Below are 19,624 nucleotides of genomic sequence, written 5' to 3'. Positions count from 1 at the left end.
CAGGGTTTTAAAATCGCGGAGCAGGTAAGGCGCAACCGTCAACTTTAGTGTATCGTGAAACTGTCCCAGTCAAGGCCTACGGCAAACCGTTGCCTGAAGGAAGTCAGTTCTGTATAATCGAGCAGTGCGGTTTCCGTATAGCTTTTATTTGCCGGTGCGTTCACCTGAAAACGGCCTTTAAAATCAAGCACCATTGAGTTACCGCTGTGGGGAATGCCTTTCCCGTCTTTGCCGATGCGGTTCACCCCGATGCAATATGCCTGGTTTTCGATGGCGCGTGCGGTGAGCAGCGATTTCCACACATAGCTGCGGCTGGCCGGCCAGTTGGCCACATAAATCAACAGATCGTATTCGTATTGGCCGTCGATCAGGCGGTTTTTGCTCCAAACGGGAAAACGGAGATCGTAGCAGATCAACGGGCGTACCTTCCAGCCTTTCAGGGTAACCACCAGGGGCTTTTCGCCGGCCGTAAAGTATTCCTGCTCATTCCCCATCCTGAAAAGATGCCGTTTATCGGTATATTCGAAACTGCCGTCGGGGCGCATCCAGATCAGCCGGTTGTAGAATTTTCCCTTCTCTTTAATGGCAACGCTGCCGGTAATCACACAATCAAGTTTTGAGGCGTGATTGGCCATCCACTGCATAATAACCCCATTCATCGGCTCGGCCACCTTGCTTGCATCCATCACAAAGCCTGTGGCAAACATTTCCGGAAGCACGATCAGATCTGTTTGCCCGCCCAGTTGAGCAATCTCCCTGTCAAAATACTCCAGATTTTTCAACTTATCTGCCCAGACCAGCGAAGCCTGAATGATTGAAACGCGCAAATATCCTGTTGGTTTCATATATTTAAAGATTAGTGAACATCCATCTTTTAATGCAGGAATTATATCCTGCAGAGAATTTCAGCGGCCTTTTCAAGTGTTTCCGTGGTTTTGGCAAAGCAGAACCTGAGCACTTTGTTATCTTCCTGGTTGTGGTAGAAGGGTGATACCGGAACGGAAGCGATCTTAAACTCCCGGGTCAGCCGTTCGGCAAAGGCAGTTTCCTTTTCATCACTTATTTTGCTGTAGTTGAGCAGCTGAAAATAAGTCCCTGAAGCCGGCACCGCTTTAAACCTCGACCCTTTTATGAGGTTGAGGAATAAATCGCGCTTTTCCTGGTAAAAACGGCCCAGGTGCTTATAATGTTCAGGATTGCGCAGATACTCTGCAATGGCATGCTGCACCGGTGTATTCACTGCAAAAACCACAAACTGGTGCACTTTACGGAATTCGGCGGTAAGCTGAGGCGGAGCCAATACAAACCCGCACTTCCAGCCGGTTGCATGAAATGTTTTTCCAAAGGAGCCTACCAACAGACTTCTCGAAGCAAGCCCGGGATACCGGCAAATGCTTTCATGGGTGTGCCCGTCGAAAATCAGGTGTTCATAAACCTCGTCACTGAGTACAAGGATATCCCTGTTCTTCAGCAGCGTGTCAAGTTTTTTCAGGTCTTTGGCTTTGATAATGGTGCCGGTGGGGTTGTGCGGAGAATTGATGATGATCATGCGGGTCCGGCCGCTGATCAGTGCCGGGAAAGTATCCCAGTTGATGGAATAATCCGGCGCCTGAAGCCGGGCGTATTTCACCATGCCTCCCTGCAGCATTACGGCCGGGGCATAACTGTCGTAGGCTGGTTCGAGTACAACCACTTCATCACCCGGCCGGATAAATGCCGATATAATGGAGAACAGACCCTGGGTTGCTCCCGCGGTGATGGTCACCTCCGTTTCAGGATGGTATTTGACGCCGTATCTGGTTTCAAACATTTCCGATATCCCTTCGCGCAGCGGAAGTATGCCGGGCATGGGTGCATACTGGTTCAATCCCTTCTTCATATAGCTGTTCACGAGCTTGATCAGCTCTTCCGAAACAGGGAAATCGGGGAACCCCTGCGAAAGGTTAATGGCGTTGTGCTCTTTTGCCAATGCCGACATCACAGCAAAAATGCTGGTGCCGGTAAACGGCAGCTTGGAGATCAGGCTGCCGGTATAATTTTCCATAATTCATAAAATTGATCACAGGCAAATATAATAAAATATGAACGCCGTGCGCGAAACTGTAAAATTCATTTAGCCCGGATTGGGCATTTGACATAGTATAAACGATTAAGTGTTTGTAATCAGTACAATCAGTTTTGCGCTGAACAAGCACTAAACCGGGATTACCCTCATAGAATCAATAGTTCAGCCCTTCAGGGCTACCAATTTATAAAATAGGGTTTAACCCAAAAGATGGCTCAGGGGATTGCTGTTGGTTTCTTATCTTTGCCTGACGGGGTAATTGAATCCCGGACGATTGCATCACAACCAAAATCTCCCGAATATGTCACAGGAAGGCAGGAAACTTTTTCTACTGGATGCCATGGCGCTGATCTACAGGGCTTATTACGCCCTGAACAAAAACCCGCGCATCACCTCAAAAGGATTAAACACCTCGGCCATTCTGGGCTTTGCCAACGCGCTGTATGATGTAATCAGAAATGAAAAGCCCACCCACATCGGGGTTGCCTTCGACACCCACGCCCCCACCGTCAGGCACGAAGACTTTTCAGCATACAAGGCTAACCGCGAAGCCATGCCTGAAGATATCTCCACAGCCATCCCCTACATCATGCAACTCATCAGGGGCTTCAATATTCCCATCCTCGCTGTTGACGGGTATGAAGCCGACGACGTGATTGGCACCCTGGCCAAACAGGCCGAAAACAAGGGATTTACCGTTTACATGATGACGCCCGACAAGGATTTTGGCCAGCTTGTGAGTGACAATATCCTACAGTATAAGCCCGGAAAACCAGGCGAAGATCCTGTAATTATGGGGGTGAAAGAGGTTTGCGAAAAATTCGGGGTTAAACGCCCTGATCAGGTAATAGATATGCTGGGCCTCTGGGGCGATGCTTCCGACAACATCCCCGGTATTCCGGGCGTAGGAGAAGTAACCGCCAGAAACCTGCTGAAAGACTTTGACAATGTGGAAAACCTGATTGAGAACGCTGAGAAAATTGATAAAGCCGGGCTTCGCGAAAAGGTAAAGACATTCGGACAACAGGCGCTGATGTCGAAGCAGCTGGCTACCATCATCCTGGATGTTCCCTTAACTTTTGAGGAGGATGCGCTGAAACTGACGCCTCCGGATATCAATAAACTACAAACCCTTTTCGAGGAGATTGAGTTCAGGACCTTCGCCAAACGGGTATTTACCGATCTGGAAAAGGGAAGTCCGCCCGCCGGCAAGCAAGCCGCCGATCTTTTCGCTGCTGCCGGAGAACCCCTCGAAACCATAGCAACCCTGAGCAACATCGATCAGGTGCCTCATGTATATCACCTGGCTGATACTCCTGAAAAAAGGAAAGTGCTGGTAACTCACCTCGGAAAATCAGGCATGTTTTGCTTTGATACGGAAACAACAGGGCTGGATGCCAACAATGTGGAGCTTGTCGGCATGTCGTTTGCCACCAGACCAGGAGAAGCCTGGTTTGTTCCGGTACCCGACCGCTATTCTGAAGCCGTTGAGATAGTAAAGGAGTTTGCAGGGGTATTTGCCGATGAAACCATCGGCAAAACAGGGCAAAACATGAAATACGACATTTCCGTGCTGAAATGGTATGAGATCAATGTGAACGGGTCGCTTTTCGATACCATGATCGCCCACTACCTGATTGAGCCGGACATGCGGCACAATATGGACTTTCTGGCACGCACCTATCTGAATTATGAGCCTGTTTCGATTGAATCACTGATCGGAAAAAAGGGCAAAAATCAGTTAAGTATGCGCTCGGTGGATCCCGAAAAACTGAAAGAGTATGCCTGTGAGGACGCCGATATTACTCTTCAACTGCGGATTGCCCTTGAACCTCAGTTAGCTGAAACTGATACGAGAGCGCTGTTCGACGAAATAGAAATGCCGCTGGTGAAGGTGCTGGCTGCCATGGAAGCCGAGGGGGTGAAAATTGACTCCGGAAACCTGAACCAGTTTTCGGAACAACTTGAGAAGGAAATTGCCGAAGTGGAAAAAGAGATTTACCTCCTTGCCGGAGAAGAATTTAACATCGCGTCTCCCAAACAACTCGGTGAGATCATTTTCGACAAGATGCAACTGTCGGACAATCCCAAACAGACCAAAACCAAGCAGCATTCCACCAGCGAAGATGTGCTTCAGAAGCTGATAAACAAGCATCCCATTGTGCAACAGATTCTTGATTACCGTTCGCTGACAAAGCTTAAATCTACTTACGTTGACACCCTTCCTCTGCTTGTTAATCCCAGAACCGGCAGGATACACACCTCATACAATCAGGCAGTGGCTTCCACAGGCCGGCTGAGTTCCAACAATCCCAACCTGCAGAATATTCCGATTCGTACAGAACGGGGCCGTGAGATCAGAAAGGCATTTGTTCCCAGGAATGATAAATTTGTGCTGCTTTCGGCCGACTATTCGCAGATTGAGTTACGCCTGATCGCCCACATCAGCGGCGATGAAGCCATGCAGGAAGCATTCCGCCATGGTATTGACATCCATACAGCTACAGCGGCCAGGATATATAATATTGATATCAGTGAAGTGACCAAAGAGATGCGCCGAAATGCAAAAACGGTAAACTTCGGCATTATTTACGGCATTTCAGCTTTCGGTTTGTCGGAACGCCTCAACATCCCCCGCAGGGAAGCTGCCGAAATCATCAGTCAATACTTTGAGCGTTTCGCGGGGATCAAGCGTTATATGGATGAAATCATCACCTTTGCACGGGAGCATGGTTATGTGGAAACCATTAAAAAACGGCGGCGCTACCTGCGCGACATTAATTCAGGCAATGCAATCGTAAGGGGATTCGCCGAGCGGAATGCCATCAATGCACCTATTCAGGGATCGTCGGCAGACATGATCAAAATTGCCATGATCAGCATACAGCGGGAATTTGAGCGCCTGAAACTGAAATCGCGCATGATTATGCAGGTGCACGACGAACTGGTATTCGATGTGCATCAGGATGAAGTGGAAACGGTAAAACCGGTGATTGAACGCCTGATGAAATCGGCCATAGAACTCAGCATACCGGTCGAAGTGGAGATGAGCACCGGCAGCAACTGGCTGGAAGCGCACTAAAAAGTAAAACCGGATATTTGCTTTTGAATCCTGATTCTCTTTATGCTATGAACCGCGCAATTAATCAGGAATGCCCTCCGACCACGATCTTCATGATCTTCAGGTTCAGCACAAAAAACCTGATGATTTGCCAGGGGATAAAGCGTCTCCAGAACAAGGTACCTTTGGTCGGAAACGGAGGATAGGATTCATCTGTGTAGGCTTCTATATTCTTGTTTTTCATTTTATTAGAGATTTAAGAATTGAACTTTTTTACTCGGGCAACAACCACCAAAAGGGATAACCTTTGGCTTTATGCAGGAACATGTAGTGCATAAACCATTTCATCCAATGACCTGCCAGACCGGCTTCCCCCATTGTATAACCAATGCTTCTTCCGAATTCGGGATATTTTTCCCAGTCGGGTACGATAGGAAAAACCGTCATGGTCGCCGCTGCGCCCCGGCGCATTCCGTATCCGGCCGATACAATGCAGGCTGCTCCCATCCGGCCCATGCTGGCTTTGTGCTTAAATTCCTGCCTGCCTGAAGTAATCTCATTGATCAGGTTCAGGGCAACAACTTTCCCCATTACACCTGACGGCATCCCTGTTCGGGGTGGAGCGGGATAAATTGCTAATCCCTTTTTGCTGGTCATGGGTTTTGAAATAGCATGAGGCGGGGCAAATGCAATACCGGGAGCATAAATATTCGGAAAAGCCGGACTTTGATAGGTTTCGGGCCAGTCAGAAGCTTTCCATTCCTCATATGGCTTCGGGGAATAATCAGCATCTACTTTCATGAAACCATTCGGAGCAAAAAGCTCACTGGTTATATTTCCGCCATTTTTGTCGAAAGCCTGCAAACCTGCACCGGCAAAACCAGGAATCAGCATGGAAAAATCAAAACCAATCTGCAATTCCTCTCCATCAAGTGTTTCATAATGAATCAATCCAGGCTCTACTTTTGTAACACCGGCCCGTTTGATCCATTTGATGTTATTCTCTCCAAGAAAAGACTCGGCAAAAACGCGGGTGGAGGTGATATAACCTCCACGTTTGATATAAGCCCCACCCATTCCGAAATCACCAAGTTCGTATTCATTGGTCAGCCAGGTGATTTCCGCCAGGTGCTCCAGTTTCCTTTTTCTGATCTCAAAAGCTACATTCAGAATATATTCAAAAGCTGCGCCCTGACAGGTAGCGGTAGGATGTCCGGTGCCGATTACAAACCGCTGTTTCTCCCCCTTCTCCATTTTGGCAAGAGACTCATGAAGTTCCTTCCACGCGTGACTGGCGTGATCATAAGAACATACCGAAACCGTATTTTTTCCGGGGCCTAAGCCTGGCGTTGCTTCAAAATTCAGCCTTGGCCCCGTTGCATTTACAAGATAATCGTAAGCCACACGCTCATTGATCCCTCTTTTCTCATCTGAAGTATACTCAATTGAAACAAAAGGGCCGGCATCCTGGCCTTCACCTTCCGGATGAATACTCACCGCTTTCGCTTGTCTGAAATCAATCCCCCACCTTTTATACAAAGGTGCGAGCCTGAAACGAACCTGATCAATGGTCATCCTCCCGACTCCTACCCAGATATTGGAAGGAATCCACTGGTAATAAGCGGAAGGGGCAACAACAATAACCTGATGATTTTTACTGAGCTTTTTGCGCAGAAAAGCAGCCGCGGTATGCCCTGCGATACCGGCGCCCAATACAACAACTCTGGCCATAGTTAGAAATTAGGGTTTGAAAAGTAACAAATCATTACTTCTGACACACAAATGTATACGGTTTAAATTTACGTAAAATTTTATCCGGTTGAGCCTGCTCAATAAATTTATTGATTTTATCCGGAAAATATCATGAAACCCGTAATTAGTATTCGACAACAATTAGACAACAGCGTGTCTGCAATCATTAAAATAATCATGGCACTGTCAACCGTATTTTGACTCATCACATCATTGGCTTATAGCACTGACAAAATCGGTAAGTTTGCCTGTTCAAAAATGCAGTCATGAAAAAACTTCTTCCGGCAATTATGTTTTCCCTCTGTTTAACGGCATTTTCACAATCTGTCGCAGACTATGTAAATCCCTTTACGGGAACTGATCATATGGGCCATACCTATCCCGGCGCCACCGTTCCATTTGGCATGGTTCAGCTCAGCCCCGATACGGATACGGTTCCCTACTCAACTGGGGCGGGATACAAGAAGGAAGTATATGCCTATTGCGCCGGATACCAGTACAGCGATAATACCATCTGCGGGTTCAGCCATACCCATTTCAGCGGAACCGGGCACAGCGACCTGGGCGATTTTCTGTTGATCCCGACTACCGGGCCGCTCAAACTTAATCCGGGAACAAAAGACAACCCGGATTCAGGATACCGCAGCCGCTTTTCGCATGAACGGGAATCCGCTTCACCGGGATATTATTCGGTGATGCTGGATGATTATGGAATCCTGGCAGAACTCACGACTACCGAAAGGGTTGGGGTTCACCGTTATACTTCCCATAACCAGGACGATATAAATCTTATCCTTGATATGTCGGCCGGTATCTACAACTATCCGGGCAAAAATACCTGGCAGTTTATCCGTGTTGAAAACGACACCCTCGTTACCGGATACCGGCAGACACGCGGCTGGGCGCGCACCCGGACCATGTACTTTGCCATGGCATTTTCCAAACCGCTGGTACATTACGGCCATGAAAACGGGGAAGAGATCATTTACCGGGGATTTTACAGGAAATTCAATGAAAAAGAGGATTTTCCGGAAATGGCAGGGAAAGACATTACAGCGTGGTTCAGATTCCGGATGCAGGCCGGCGAGCAGCTTACCGTAAGGGTAGCGTTATCTCCGGTCAGCACCGCGGGCGCACTGAATAACCTGCAAACAGAAGCGCCCCGTCCCGATTTCGATCTGGTAAGGCTTCAGGCACATGAACGGTGGAATGAAGAATTAAGCCGGATTCAGGTAGAGGGATCACTTAAAGTAAAACAAAATTTCTACACCAGCCTTTACCACACATTTCTATCACCAACCATCTACATGGATGTTGACGGCAAGTACCGCGGACTTGACCAGAACATCCATCAGGCGGAAGGTTTTACCAATTACTCTACCTTCTCATTGTGGGATACCTACAGGGCGCTGCATCCGCTTTTTACACTCGTGCAACAGGAGAGGACATCTTCCATGATCCGTTCCATGCTGGCACACCGGAAGCAAAGTGTGCACGGCATCCTTCCGGTGTGGTCGCACCACGCGAATGAAAACTGGTGTATGACGGGCTATCATGCCATACCGGTCATTGCTGATGCCTATTTGAAAGGGATCGGCGGTTTTGATGCTGCAGAAGCGCTGGAAGCCATGGATGCCAGCGCCACGTATGCCGGATACGACGGAATCGGGGAATATATGCAATATGGCTATGCGCCGGCTGATCTTACCGGCAACTCCGCAACCAAAACCCTGGAGTATGCTTATGACGACTGGTGCATTGCCCGTACAGCCGAAAAAGCAGGGCAAAGGGGGCTTACAGGGATTTACCACCGCAGGGCCCGCTCGTTTGAGAATATTTATGACCGCTCCACCGGCTTTATGCGGCCCCGCCTGTCGGACGGATCCTGGCAGAAAGAATTTGATCCGTTGAAAACCGAAGGACAGGGCTTTATCGAAGGCAATGCCTGGAATTATTCATTATACGTTCCTCATGACCCGGCACAACTGATCGCCTGGGCGGGTGGCAGTATGCCCTTTGTCCGTCATCTCGACAGTCTGTTTACCATGAAACTGGATGAAAAACACATAGAAGATTCGGAAGATATTGACAAACGTGGCATCATCGGCAATTATGTGCACGGCAACGAGCCCAGCCATCATGTACCCTATCTTTACAGCTTTGCCGGCGCCCCGGCCAAAACACAGGAGCGGGTGCACCAGATTATGGATGCGCTGTATCAGCCCACGCCCGGAGGACTGCCCGGCAACGACGACTGCGGGCAGATGTCGGCCTGGTATATTTTCAGCGCCCTGGGCTTTTACCCTGTGTGTCCCGGCAGCAATGAATACGTGCTGGGAAGCCCCTCGGTAAGCCGTGCCGAGATCCGTCTTGAAAACGGCAAAACCTTCGCCATTCAAGCGAAAGGGTTGAGCGAAAAAAATATCTTCGTTAAAAAAATCACCCTGAACGGCAAACCCTGGTCCGGGCTCTTTATCAGACACGAAGACATCATGGCAGGGGGAGAGATGGTGTTCGAAATGAGCAGCAAACCTGCAAAAATAAAAGTTCCGGAAAGCGATTTGCCCGGCAGAAGTTTCTGACTTTTAAATAGCTGACAGCGTATTTAAACCTTTCGCAGGCAATGCTGTATGTGCATGCAGCAGCGCTGTTCCCTTTCTCCTTTGAGACTTTATGCTGAGCAATAATTGCGCAGCGTGAACCCGGCTAATACCGGGCGGCTGACATGTTCCATTTATCAGAAATACCGGACTGAACCTTTGCCGGATCAAAATTTAGCATTATATTTGTAATCAGGCGTTAAGTCCCGGAAGAGCACCTTTGACCCAGGATGCCTGAATTTCACCCTCCCGGTTGTCTGATTACGGATTCACCCATGAAAATCTTTTTAAAATCTTATACCATGAAAAAGCTATTCTACCCGCTGATTATTTTAAGTCTGCTGATGTCATTTGCCAATGCCCAGAAACCTATCACCTTTAATGATGACAGCCAGGTATTCGGAAATGTTGATTTCCCCGGCATCTGGGTCAGCATTCCTGAAGCCAATGCTGAAACTGTAATGAAAAACTGGCAAAAAGCCATTCAAAAAGGGACTAAGTCAAAAGTCTCGGTAAATGGAATGGATGCTTCCCTTTTTGGCGCCCTGATTAAAGATGTTTACGAGGGCCCGGTAAACATTGAAAGCCGGATAAAGAACCAGGACAGCCTGGTGTTGCTTTTTGCCGGAGTCGAACTCCGCCGGGGAGAGTTTGCGGAAAAAGGCACCCATGAATACGACAGGCTCAAAGCCTATCTTAAAGACTTTGCCAAATCAGAATACCTGAAAGTGGCTGAAGATCAACTTGCTGCTGAGGAAAAAAAGCTGAAGGAAATGGAAAAAGAGCTTTCAAAAACCCGCAAAGGCAAAGCAAAGATGGAAAAAACTGTTCAGTCATCGAACAATACCATTGCCGCAGAGAATGATAAAATCTCTTCACTCCGCAAGCAATTGACCGTTTCGGATGAACAGATTGACCATATCTCTTCCAGGCTGAGCGAAACACAGGATGCAGAAGCCAAAAAATCGTGGCAGTCGGAAATGAAAACTGCTCAGAAAAAGAAAAAGAGCCAGCTGAAAGCCATCAACAGTTCGGAAAATAAGATTGCTAAAGCCAAAGACAGGATCAGGGATACCAAAAATACCATTGACCTTAACCTGGGTTCACAGGATCAGATGAGTGTAAGGATTAACGAACAGAAAATGATTGTTTCTCAGTATCAGAATAAAGTCAGGACCATACAGGGATATTAATTAACTCATAATCATTTAGTTAAAAACATTAAGAAATATGCCCGGCCGGGATTAAGGCCGGGCATTTTCTGTTTAACCTGCCGGAAAAACCAGGAAAACTGAAGATCCCTCACCTCAATTCCCTAAATTTACCCCGTAAACTCAAAATTACCTGCCCATGATTATCAGCAATCCCATGATTGTTCATTGTCCTAAATGCGGTCAAAAACACCAAAAAATGAATCTGGCTTCCGGCAATACCTTCGGGGGTATTTTCTGGAGCGACGGGAGTTACATTGCCCCAATGCTGCCCGATCTGCCCGTATTTACCCGCTGCGCTCAATGTAGTCAGATCTTCAATAGCCTCAAAGCTGAAAGTGAAGAAGCCGCAGGTTTTGATGAGGCGCAGGACCTGCCTGAAGTGGAGCATCTTTCGCGTGAAGACATTGAAGAAGCGCTCGACAGCGGAGTGTTTGAGGATGCTGGCGATGAAAAACTCCTCCGCATCAGCCTCTGGCAGAAAATGAACAGACATCCGTGGAAAAATGAAGAACCTGTGCCGGCTCCGGATGATCCCGGATACCATAAAAATGCCGAAGCTCTGATTGCCCTGCTCAACGGCCCGGACAGTGAAAGCCTGATCAGAAAAGCCGAACTTTACCGTAACCTTGGCAAATTTGATCAATGTATCGCAACCCTTCAAAAAATCAGCGACTCATTGGTCAAAACATACAAAAACCAACTGGAAAAAGCCTGCCGAAGCCAAAAAAGCGGCACCATTTGTATTAGCTGAAGTAAAACTGTAAAAATCCTGCCTGCGGATGTCCGGGAGGCAATTTTAAATTTTGAAAATAACACTCCTTATTGTACATTCGCAGCAGTAAAAGTTTGTGTAAGAAATACACTTACAATCATCTCATTCTGGAGAACCGGAAATCAAAACATTTTCAACAATATGCGGTATAACAACGATAAACGTGTGGTAATGACCCTGGATGCCGGGGGTACCAATTTTGTCTTCAGCGCCGTTCAGGCCGAGCAGGAGATCATCGACCCCATCAGTATTCCCGCCGACGGGAATACACTCGAAATTGTGCTGAATAAGATTATTCAGGGCTTCAGCGAGGTAAAAGCCAAACTGAATGTTCAGCCGGTAGCCATCAGCTTTTGTTTTCCTGGCCCTGCCGAATATGAGCTCGGGATTATCGGAGACCTTGAGAACCTGCCTACCTTCAGGGGTGGAGTTGCTTTGGGGCCTATGCTTGAGGAGAAATTCGGCATACCTGTATTTATCAACAACGACGGTGACCTTTTCGCTTTTGGCGAAGCCATTGCGGGATTACTGCCAGAAATCAATCAACGCATCGGCAGCAGCAACAGTCCGAAAACATACCAGAACCTGCTCGGGGTGACGTTCGGAACCGGATTTGGCGGGGGGATTGTCAGTCGCGGCCAGCTCTTCCTTGGCGACAACTCGGCCCAGGGCGAGATTAACCGTATGCGGAACAAACTGCATACCAACGCCAGCGTTGAAGAAAATGTCAGTATCCGTGGCGTAAAACGCATTTATTGCCGTGAAACCGGCCTGACCTATGACACCTGCCCGGAGCCCCGCACTATTTTTGAAATCGGTATGGGCCTGCGCGAAGGAAATAAGGAGGCTGCCATACTGGCTTTCCACCGCATGGCTGAAGTGGCCGGCGATGCCATTGCCAATGCGATTACGCTGATCGACGGACTGGTTGTAATTGGTGGCGGACTGGCAGGTGCCTATCCCCTCTTCATGCAGCGCCTGGTGGATGAAATGAACACTAACCTGACAACCATGGTTGGTACTGCACTCGACCGCATGGAAATCAAAGCTTTTAACCTTGAGGATGAAGGAGAATTTCAGCGGTTCTATGAAGGCGATACACGCGAAATCAAGATTCCTTTCAGTACAAACCGGATCAAATACGATCCCATGAAAAGAATCGGAGTCGGGGTCAGCCGGCTGGGAACCTCAAGGGCTGTAAGCATCGGCGCTTATGCCTTCGCTTTATCCAAACTGGGCAACCCCTGATTCGGGTAAACCCAAAAAGTTACATCCCGGCAGTCGTCCTGCCGGGATTTTTTCCCAATTATTCATACCCCGAATTATACGCCCTGATCACGCCGGCCATCTCTTCAGGACCAGGTTTTGCATAACCCTTTTTCTTCCGCCATATAGAATAACCCATCCCTCCGGCAATAAAAGGGGCGGATACCAATAATCCGGCCTGAAGGGAAGTGGTAAGCATGCTAGCAGCGACCACGCCCGCTGCAATCAGCGGCGCAACCACCTTTGCCACACCGCCCCTTCTGACTGCGAATTCCATCATCATCCTATAAGCATCCGGAGTATCCTTAAGGTAGCGTCCGGCAAATTCAGCATAATCATTTACCGGAATACATTGAAGACTGTCATCCTCAAAGGTTACGAAATAGTAATAATCAGCCTCAAATCTTTTCCGGTCCTGATACTGAACAATCATGAAATTTCTGTAGCCGCCGCTATTCGGGTCGGAGGTAACAAATTCAACCAATCCCGCTTCCTGAGGCAGCCTGCGGGTGTAATACAGGTTCATTTTGCCTTTCACCGCAAGCTCACCGAAAACAGAATTCCGCGCATCCATCCTGCAAGCCCGGTAATATTTTCCGTTCTGTCTGAAGGCAAATACCCTGCTTGCCGGATAAACCCTGCCGGGGTGTTCCCATAACGAAACAAACTGATCCGTGAAGTTTTGCCGTATAAAAGCATTTGAATTGATGCTGTCGTCAGAAGTCATATACAGGGTGGCAGGAAGATAATCGATAAAGGCCGGATCTGAAAGATCTGGGGCAGGAACCACCTTTACTTTATTTTTCTCTCTTTGTTTCAGGGCCTTCCGCGACTGTACCTTTGCAGTTGAATCAACATACTTTGTCTCCTGCGCCGTCAACTGCCACGAAATACAGAACAGCATTGAAAAAATCACCAGTAGTTTTAACCCTGATCTGATAAACATACTTCTGCTCTATATCTGTTGTTCAGCAAAATTAAATTTTCATGGGAAAGCAGCGCTTCCTTTCCTTAAAATAACTTTTAAAAATCGGGCTGATCTCAATATCTGATTAATATTTTTTATACGTTTACGTCCGCTAATGCAAGTCTTCCATTTTAATTCCAGAAAACCATGAAATGGTTATTACTGACTGTTCTTCTTATTCTGAATACCATAAGCAATGCCCAAAAGCCCTGGCGTGAGGGCGAAATGCAGGTAAGGATTTATGCCACTGACAGGACTGAACTTGAATATATCAGGCAGGCCAGCCTGAATGTGGATTTTTGCGACGGGTTTATCCGGGCATATCTAATCCCGGAGGAGCTGGCAAAACTGAACGCTTCCGGAATTCGCACAGAAACGGAAATCGGCAATCTCAACGAATGGTCGGCCTCTTTCGGTCCAGCCGGTGTACCCAACGGTTACTACACCGTTGCGCAGCTTGATCAAATCGCAGATAGTCTATCCGATAATTTTCCGGATATCTGCACCATGCATTCCATTGGAATCGGATCAGGATTCAATGTAATTTACGCACTGAAAATCAGCGATAATTCAGCGGAAGACGAAGATGAACCGGAAATCCTCTTCGACGGGGGCATCCATGGCGATGAAGTCGGAGGCCCGGAGAATATGATCCGGTTTGCCAGGGACCTGTGCCTGCAATATAACTACGATCCCTACATTACAGACCTTGTCAACAACCGGGAAATATGGATTATCTATTGCCTGAACCCCTATGGCAGAAATAATATGACCCGGTACAACCAGGCCGGGATCGACATCAACCGCGATTGCGGATACATGTGGAACGGAGAAGGCAACAGTCCTGCAGCTTTTTCGCAGCCTGAAACAAAAGCCCTGCGCAAAGTGCTTTCCGAGAACCAGTTTGCGATTCATTGCAGTTATCACAGCGGCACCGAATTTATCAGTTTTCCATGGAGTTACCGTGAGGACCTCACCCCTGATCATGCCCAGCATAATTTTCTGGCCGGCTTATATGCAAGCACTTCGGGATACACAAATATCCCTTTTGGCCCGGGCTTTTCAGGAATGTATGCCATCAACGGAAGTACCAAGGATTTTGGATATGGTGCGATGGGAGCCATCAGCTGGTCGGTTGAAATTTCGCTCAGCAAACAACCACCGGCCGCACAGATTGTGCCCTATTACCTCAAAAACAAACCAGCAATGCTTGCCATGACGGAATATGCAGGTTATGGAATCAGGGGTATGGTAACGGATGCTGACAGTGGTCAACCGGTAGCTGCAACCATATTTATAAATGATTTCTTCCCGGTTTCAAACGATCCTTCTACGGGCGACTTTCATAAATTCCTGGTTCCCGGTGTGTATCAGGTAAAAGTTACCGCCAACGGCTATGAACCACAAATGATCAGCGGGGTGGTTGTGAATGAGCAGGAAGCGACTGAAATCAGCATCACGCTTCAGCCCCTTGCAAAACAATTTGCTACCCGGATCATCAGCAGCCAGATTCCCAATAATAATCCTCTGGACGAGGGTTTCACCCATGCCGCGGTGGGTCCGCCTGACAGCATACAATATTCCACCGGCAGGTTTGGCTGGGCAGTTTATGATATGGGAACTCCGGTAGTCGACGGGGAAGGCAACGATGTGATCGTTCATGAAAATGATGCTACTCCCGAAGGCTTCCAGTTCTATGCAGGTGTTTCAATGGACGGACCCTGGGTGCCACTGGGAACCGGCAACGGAACCACCGGCTTCAACCTGGCAAATGCCGCTTTATCCGAAGCCAGGTATTTCAAAATCACTGATGACGGGGACGGACAATCCCAGGTAAACAACGCGGGATTCGACCTTGATGCCATCGAAGGAATCATCAGAATGCCACTGCCCGATTCAACAGGATGGATCAGCGGCACTGTTTTTTCCCCTCTTGATGGTGAACCATTGCAGGGAGCCACGGTATATACAGGTTCACAATCCACCCTTACCGGCCCTGAGGGCGGATTTACCGTTCTTGCCGACACAGGACAACTGGTGATAATATGTGCTGAATACCCTGCACAATTTCTGTTTGATTGCGACAGTGTTATCGTGAATCCCGGAGATACGACCATCCACGATATTTACCTGCAACTGATGGAAAATACGTCCCTGCGGAAAGCAGAAAATTACTTTAAACTGTCACCGAATCCTGCCCGTGAAAACATGCTGATAAGCTTCGGAGAAGCTGTAAAGAGTGCAGAACTCATCATCTCTGATCTGTCCGGTCGCGTGCTTTTGCAGGATCATATCCCAGCCGGAAACGTTTATATGCTCGATTTAACCGGTTTTAATTCAGGACTTTACTTTCTGAATGTTGATTTTCGTGACGGAACCCGGAAAAGTCAGAAACTGTTGGTTCTCTGATGAACTTTGTTCCATTTCCAGATAAAAACAAAATATCCCTAAATCTTTTCAGCCGAGTCACATTCTTTAACACCATGAAAAAACATCTGATTATCCTTCTTTGCTTTCTCTCAGTTGGATTCCTGCATTCGCAAACCATTGTACACACCTACTCATTCACGGAACCGGTGATAGAGATTTTCGGGCAGCATCAGGTAATCTCATTCAGCAACACCCAATTACACGGCAATCCCGGGGAGCCCCTGCTTCCTTACAAGGCTGTCAGCCTGCTGTTGCCTCCAGGCCATGAGGCAACCCGTGTGCGTGTTGAGTTTTTCGATGAAATACCCCTGGAGGGCTCGTTCCGGCTCGCCCCTGCACAATTTTCCCGACCGCTTTCCATTCCCGGAATATCACTTTTTGAAAAAAACGAATCTGTTTATCAATCAGCAGAACCTTATCCTGTAAAAGCAAACGGCAACCTCAGCACACACTACATGAATGGTTTTGGTTTTGCCCAAACAGTGATAACCCCTTTAAAATACACTCCGGCAACAGGCGAAATAAGTTACTACCGCAGGGCTGTGGTACGAATCGAAACGCGGGAAACGGCGCGTGGCCGGAATGCGTTGAACAACCTCTCTGCTTCGCCCGTCATCAAAAACACTATCCTGAAACATGCTCAGAATCCATCTGTTGCAGCAGAATATTCCACACGCAGCAAAAGCACTGCTGATTATCAGATCCTGATCATTACCCCGGCCGCCTTTTCAGCTAACCTGGAGCCTCTGGCCCAGCTTTATCTTCCCCGCGGAATGAAAACCCAGATAGCCACCGTTGAATCGATTCAGTCAGGCACTATGGGAACTGACCTGCCCGAAAAAATCAGAAACTACATCATTCAGGAGTACCAGCAGCACAGCATTGAACATGTAGTGCTGGCCGGCGATGTGGAGCACGTACCGCACCGTGGGTTTTACTGCCACGTACAATCATCCAGCGCCTATGAGGATGATAATATCCCCGCGGACCTATACTATGCCGCACTGGACGGCAACTGGAATACCAATGGCAACAGCCGTTGGGGTGAAATCGGCGAAGACGACCTGCTGCCGGAATTATCCGTAGGCCGGATGTCGTTCAGCAACACCACCGAACTGGCAGCCATGCTCAATAAAACCATAATGTATCAAAACCAGCCCGTACAGGGCGAGTTGCGCAATCCCTTGCTGGCAGGAGAGAATCTTTATTACAACCCCGATACCTGGGGATCCGACTACCTGAACCTCCTGGTGGGCACCCACAGCGAAAACGGATACACCACAACGGGTATTCCTGTAGCGCAAAATATCCAGACATTGTATGACGAAGATGCCGTCTGGGATAAAAACACCCTGATTAACGCCATCAACAGCGGGCGTAATTTTGTGCACCATTCGGGACATGCCAATGATTCCTATGTTATGAAACTGAACTCATGGGATATCACGAATGCCAATTTCTCCGGGGTCAACGGGATTCTTCACAACTTTCCGGTAGTATATACCCATGGTTGTATATGCGGTGCTTTTGATGTGAACGATTGTATTGCCGAAAAGATGACAGGGATTGAGAACTTTGCCGCCGCATTTGTAGGGAACTCCCGCTATGGCTGGTTCAACGAAGGACAAACCGAAGGTCCGTCGGCACATCTTCACCGTGAATTTACCGATGCGCTGTTTTCCGACAGCCTGCACAGGATCGGAAGGGCCCACACGGAATCGAAGATAGCCACGGCTCCGTGGGTAAATGCCCCGGGGCAATGGGAAGAAGGGGCACTGCGCTGGTGTTTCTACGACTGCAATGTACTCGGAGATCCAGTAATGGGCATCTGGACCGACGAAGTACTTCCCATAGCCACCCAATACCCGGCCTCCATTATTACAGGTACGCCCCAGTTTGATATTACCGTTACCTCGGGAGGCCAACCGGTTAAGGGATTAACTGCGGCTTTCCTGGTGAACGGTATGTTGATCGGCAAAGGAACCACCGGCACCGATGGAAATGCCACAGTTGTGATTGACCCTCCGGTAACCTCTCCCGGAGAAGCACAGCTGGTGGTTTCAGGATATAACTGCCTGCCGGTATATTACCCGGTCACCATCGCACCGGGCAACGCTCCTTATGTGATTTATGCTTCGCACAGCATCAATGACAGTCAGGGAAACAACAACGGTATGGCTGATTACGGCGAAACACTGGGGCTGAATGTTACCCTGCAGAATGTCGGACAGGCGAATGCCCAGAACGTCACAGCTCTTTTGAGCTCCTATGATCCCTATATCACCATTTCGGATAATTCGGAAGATTACGGCGATATTCCCGCCGGCGGACAGGCCGGTTCAGAGAACGCTTTCACGGTTACTCTAAGTGAGAATGTCCCTGATAACTATGAGATTGAATTCACCCTTACAGTCCAGTCGGGTGAAACCTGGCTTTCTACCTTCCGGATTACTGCCCTTGCTCCCGTGATAGAAGCCGGCAATGCAACGGTTAGCGACGGCAACAATGGCAATCCGGATCCGGGAGAAACCTTTCATCTGGAAATCCCCGTCAGTAACACAGGACACAGTCAGAGCCAGGCTGTTTCGGCAAGTCTTACATGCAACAGCAATTATATTGACATTCCCCAGGGAAATGCCGGACCTATTGTTATTGAAGCGTTATCTGATCTGGATATTGTCTTTGAAAATATCACCGCTTCAACTTCTACACCGGTTGGCACTCCGGTAACTTTCCTGCTGACCCTTACCAAAAATACGCCTCCTGAGATTATCCTGCAACGCGAATATTCCTACACGGTAGGGCAGGTTATTGAAGATTTCGAATCCGGCAACTTCCTGATGCATCCATGGCAGCACGGAGGCAGCAGCAACTGGACAATTACGCAGTCTAATGCCTATCAGGAAACATTCAGTGCCCGCTCCGGCCAGATCAGCCATAATCAGAATTCTGACCTGTCAGTAAGTTATGAAGTATTGGCCGATGGTGATATATCATTCTATTTCAGGATATCTTCTGAGGCAGGATACGACTACCTGCGATTTTACCTGGATGACATCAAGCTGGGTGAGTGGTCAGGGGAACAGGACTGGACCAGGGTATCCTTCCCTGTTACCGCCGGAAGTAAGGCTTTCAGATGGTCATATATAAAAGACGCTTATGTTTCATCCGGTGCGGATGCCGCCTGGCTCGATTACATTATCTTCCCACCTGTAGATACCAGTGTCGGGATTGATGAGCAACTGTACACTAATGCAGGGATGTCTGTCTTTCCGAATCCTGCCACAGGCAGTGCCTTTCTGAATACCGGCAATGCATTCCCGGGTTTCGCCACGCTTACCCTTACCGATCTGGCCGGCAGGGAAGTCAGGCACTTAACAAACTTACGGCCTGCAAGTGACTATAAACTTGACCTCAGCGGACTAAAAGCCGGACTGTATCTTGTCAGGTTACAAAATAATCAATCACTTCAGGTTAAGAAACTGATTGTAAAATAA

12 protein-coding genes are annotated in these 19,624 nt (G+C 48.3%); 7 read left to right on the top strand and 5 right to left on the bottom strand.

Translation table 11 applies throughout. The features are described 5' to 3' along the window. Positions 1 to 44: 44 nt before the first annotated feature. The gene (locus tag TBC1_RS01665) at positions 45 to 845 is read right to left on the bottom strand and encodes an amidohydrolase (protein WP_062037570.1); all 801 of its coding nucleotides are present in this window, start codon (positions 843 to 845) and stop codon (positions 45 to 47) included. Positions 846 to 886: 41 nt separating this feature from the next. Then, positions 887 to 2,044, bottom strand: coding sequence for a methionine aminotransferase (locus TBC1_RS01660; protein WP_062037566.1), 1,158 nt, complete (start codon positions 2,042 to 2,044; stop codon positions 887 to 889). A gap of 322 nt (positions 2,045 to 2,366) precedes the next feature. On the opposite strand from TBC1_RS01660, the gene polA reads away from it, so the two are divergent. Then, the gene (gene polA, locus TBC1_RS01655) at positions 2,367 to 5,147 is read left to right on the top strand and encodes a DNA polymerase I (RefSeq protein WP_062037563.1); all 2,781 of its coding nucleotides are present in this window, start codon (positions 2,367 to 2,369) and stop codon (positions 5,145 to 5,147) included. A gap of 64 nt (positions 5,148 to 5,211) precedes the next feature. Here polA and TBC1_RS17975 read toward each other — a convergent pair whose 3' ends face one another. Together TBC1_RS17975 and TBC1_RS01650 are read right to left on the bottom strand one after the other, a co-directional pair. Continuing rightward, the gene (locus TBC1_RS17975; RefSeq protein WP_172668800.1) at positions 5,212 to 5,370 is read right to left on the bottom strand and encodes a hypothetical protein; all 159 of its coding nucleotides are present in this window, start codon (positions 5,368 to 5,370) and stop codon (positions 5,212 to 5,214) included. A gap of 29 nt (positions 5,371 to 5,399) precedes the next feature. After that, entirely contained in the window at positions 5,400 to 6,857 is a 1,458-nt protein-coding gene (locus tag TBC1_RS01650) for an NAD(P)/FAD-dependent oxidoreductase (RefSeq protein ID WP_062037559.1), read from the bottom strand. A gap of 287 nt (positions 6,858 to 7,144) precedes the next feature. On the opposite strand from TBC1_RS01650, the gene TBC1_RS01645 reads away from it, so the two are divergent. The 4 genes from TBC1_RS01645 (at position 7,145) to TBC1_RS01630 (ending at position 12,712) form a co-directional block, all read left to right on the top strand. Continuing rightward, positions 7,145 to 9,460 (top strand): GH92 family glycosyl hydrolase, encoded by a 2,316-nt coding sequence (locus TBC1_RS01645; RefSeq protein WP_062037556.1) that lies wholly within the window; start codon positions 7,145 to 7,147, stop codon positions 9,458 to 9,460. 320 nt (positions 9,461 to 9,780) lie between these two features. Next, complete coding sequence (locus TBC1_RS01640; RefSeq protein WP_137305365.1) at positions 9,781 to 10,671, top strand: hypothetical protein; 891 nt, start codon at positions 9,781 to 9,783, stop codon at positions 10,669 to 10,671. Between the two features lie 217 nt (positions 10,672 to 10,888). Then, complete coding sequence (locus TBC1_RS01635; RefSeq protein ID WP_137305363.1) at positions 10,889 to 11,443, top strand: hypothetical protein; 555 nt, start codon at positions 10,889 to 10,891, stop codon at positions 11,441 to 11,443. 162 nt (positions 11,444 to 11,605) lie between these two features. Beyond that, a complete protein-coding gene (locus TBC1_RS01630; RefSeq protein ID WP_062037548.1) occupies positions 11,606 to 12,712 on the top strand; it encodes an ROK family protein in 1,107 nt (368 codons plus the stop codon). A 58-nt stretch (positions 12,713 to 12,770) separates the two neighbouring features. Here TBC1_RS01630 and TBC1_RS01625 read toward each other — a convergent pair whose 3' ends face one another. Beyond that, on the bottom strand, positions 12,771 to 13,676 hold the full coding sequence (locus tag TBC1_RS01625; protein WP_062037545.1) for a hypothetical protein: 906 nt from the start codon (positions 13,674 to 13,676) through the stop codon (positions 12,771 to 12,773). A 168-nt stretch (positions 13,677 to 13,844) separates the two neighbouring features. Between TBC1_RS01625 and TBC1_RS01620 the strand changes: the two genes are divergently transcribed. Further along, on the top strand, positions 13,845 to 16,106 hold the full coding sequence (locus tag TBC1_RS01620) for a M14 family zinc carboxypeptidase (protein ID WP_062037542.1): 2,262 nt from the start codon (positions 13,845 to 13,847) through the stop codon (positions 16,104 to 16,106). A 74-nt stretch (positions 16,107 to 16,180) separates the two neighbouring features. After that, positions 16,181 to 19,624, top strand: coding sequence for a C25 family cysteine peptidase (locus tag TBC1_RS01615; protein ID WP_172668799.1), 3,444 nt, complete (start codon positions 16,181 to 16,183; stop codon positions 19,622 to 19,624).

The organism is Lentimicrobium saccharophilum (assembly GCF_001192835.1).
GTDB classification, from domain to species: Bacteria; Bacteroidota; Bacteroidia; order Bacteroidales; family Lentimicrobiaceae; genus Lentimicrobium; species Lentimicrobium saccharophilum.
This window is presented reverse-complemented; position numbering and strand designations above follow the sequence as displayed.

What these genes read in the sequence shown, in the direction of transcription:
- TBC1_RS17975 (WP_172668800.1), bottom strand. Translation starts at nt 5,370, where the DNA reads ATGAAAAACAAGAATATAGAAGCCTACACAGATGAATCCTATCCTCCG.
- TBC1_RS01660 (WP_062037566.1), bottom strand. Translation starts at nt 2,044, where the DNA reads ATGGAAAATTATACCGGCAGCCTGATCTCCAAGCTGCCGTTTACCGGC.
- TBC1_RS01625 (WP_062037545.1), bottom strand. Translation starts at nt 13,676, where the DNA reads ATGTTTATCAGATCAGGGTTAAAACTACTGGTGATTTTTTCAATGCTG.
- TBC1_RS01645 (WP_062037556.1), top strand. Translation starts at nt 7,145, where the DNA reads ATGAAAAAACTTCTTCCGGCAATTATGTTTTCCCTCTGTTTAACGGCA.
- TBC1_RS01630 (WP_062037548.1), top strand. Translation starts at nt 11,606, where the DNA reads ATGCGGTATAACAACGATAAACGTGTGGTAATGACCCTGGATGCCGGG.
- TBC1_RS01615 (WP_172668799.1), top strand. Translation starts at nt 16,181, where the DNA reads ATGAAAAAACATCTGATTATCCTTCTTTGCTTTCTCTCAGTTGGATTC.
- TBC1_RS01650 (WP_062037559.1), bottom strand. Translation starts at nt 6,857, where the DNA reads ATGGCCAGAGTTGTTGTATTGGGCGCCGGTATCGCAGGGCATACCGCG.
- TBC1_RS01620 (WP_062037542.1), top strand. Translation starts at nt 13,845, where the DNA reads ATGAAATGGTTATTACTGACTGTTCTTCTTATTCTGAATACCATAAGC.
- TBC1_RS01640 (WP_137305365.1), top strand. Translation starts at nt 9,781, where the DNA reads ATGAAAAAGCTATTCTACCCGCTGATTATTTTAAGTCTGCTGATGTCA.
- TBC1_RS01665 (WP_062037570.1), bottom strand. Translation starts at nt 845, where the DNA reads ATGAAACCAACAGGATATTTGCGCGTTTCAATCATTCAGGCTTCGCTG.
- TBC1_RS01635 (WP_137305363.1), top strand. Translation starts at nt 10,889, where the DNA reads ATGAATCTGGCTTCCGGCAATACCTTCGGGGGTATTTTCTGGAGCGAC.
- polA (WP_062037563.1), top strand. Translation starts at nt 2,367, where the DNA reads ATGTCACAGGAAGGCAGGAAACTTTTTCTACTGGATGCCATGGCGCTG.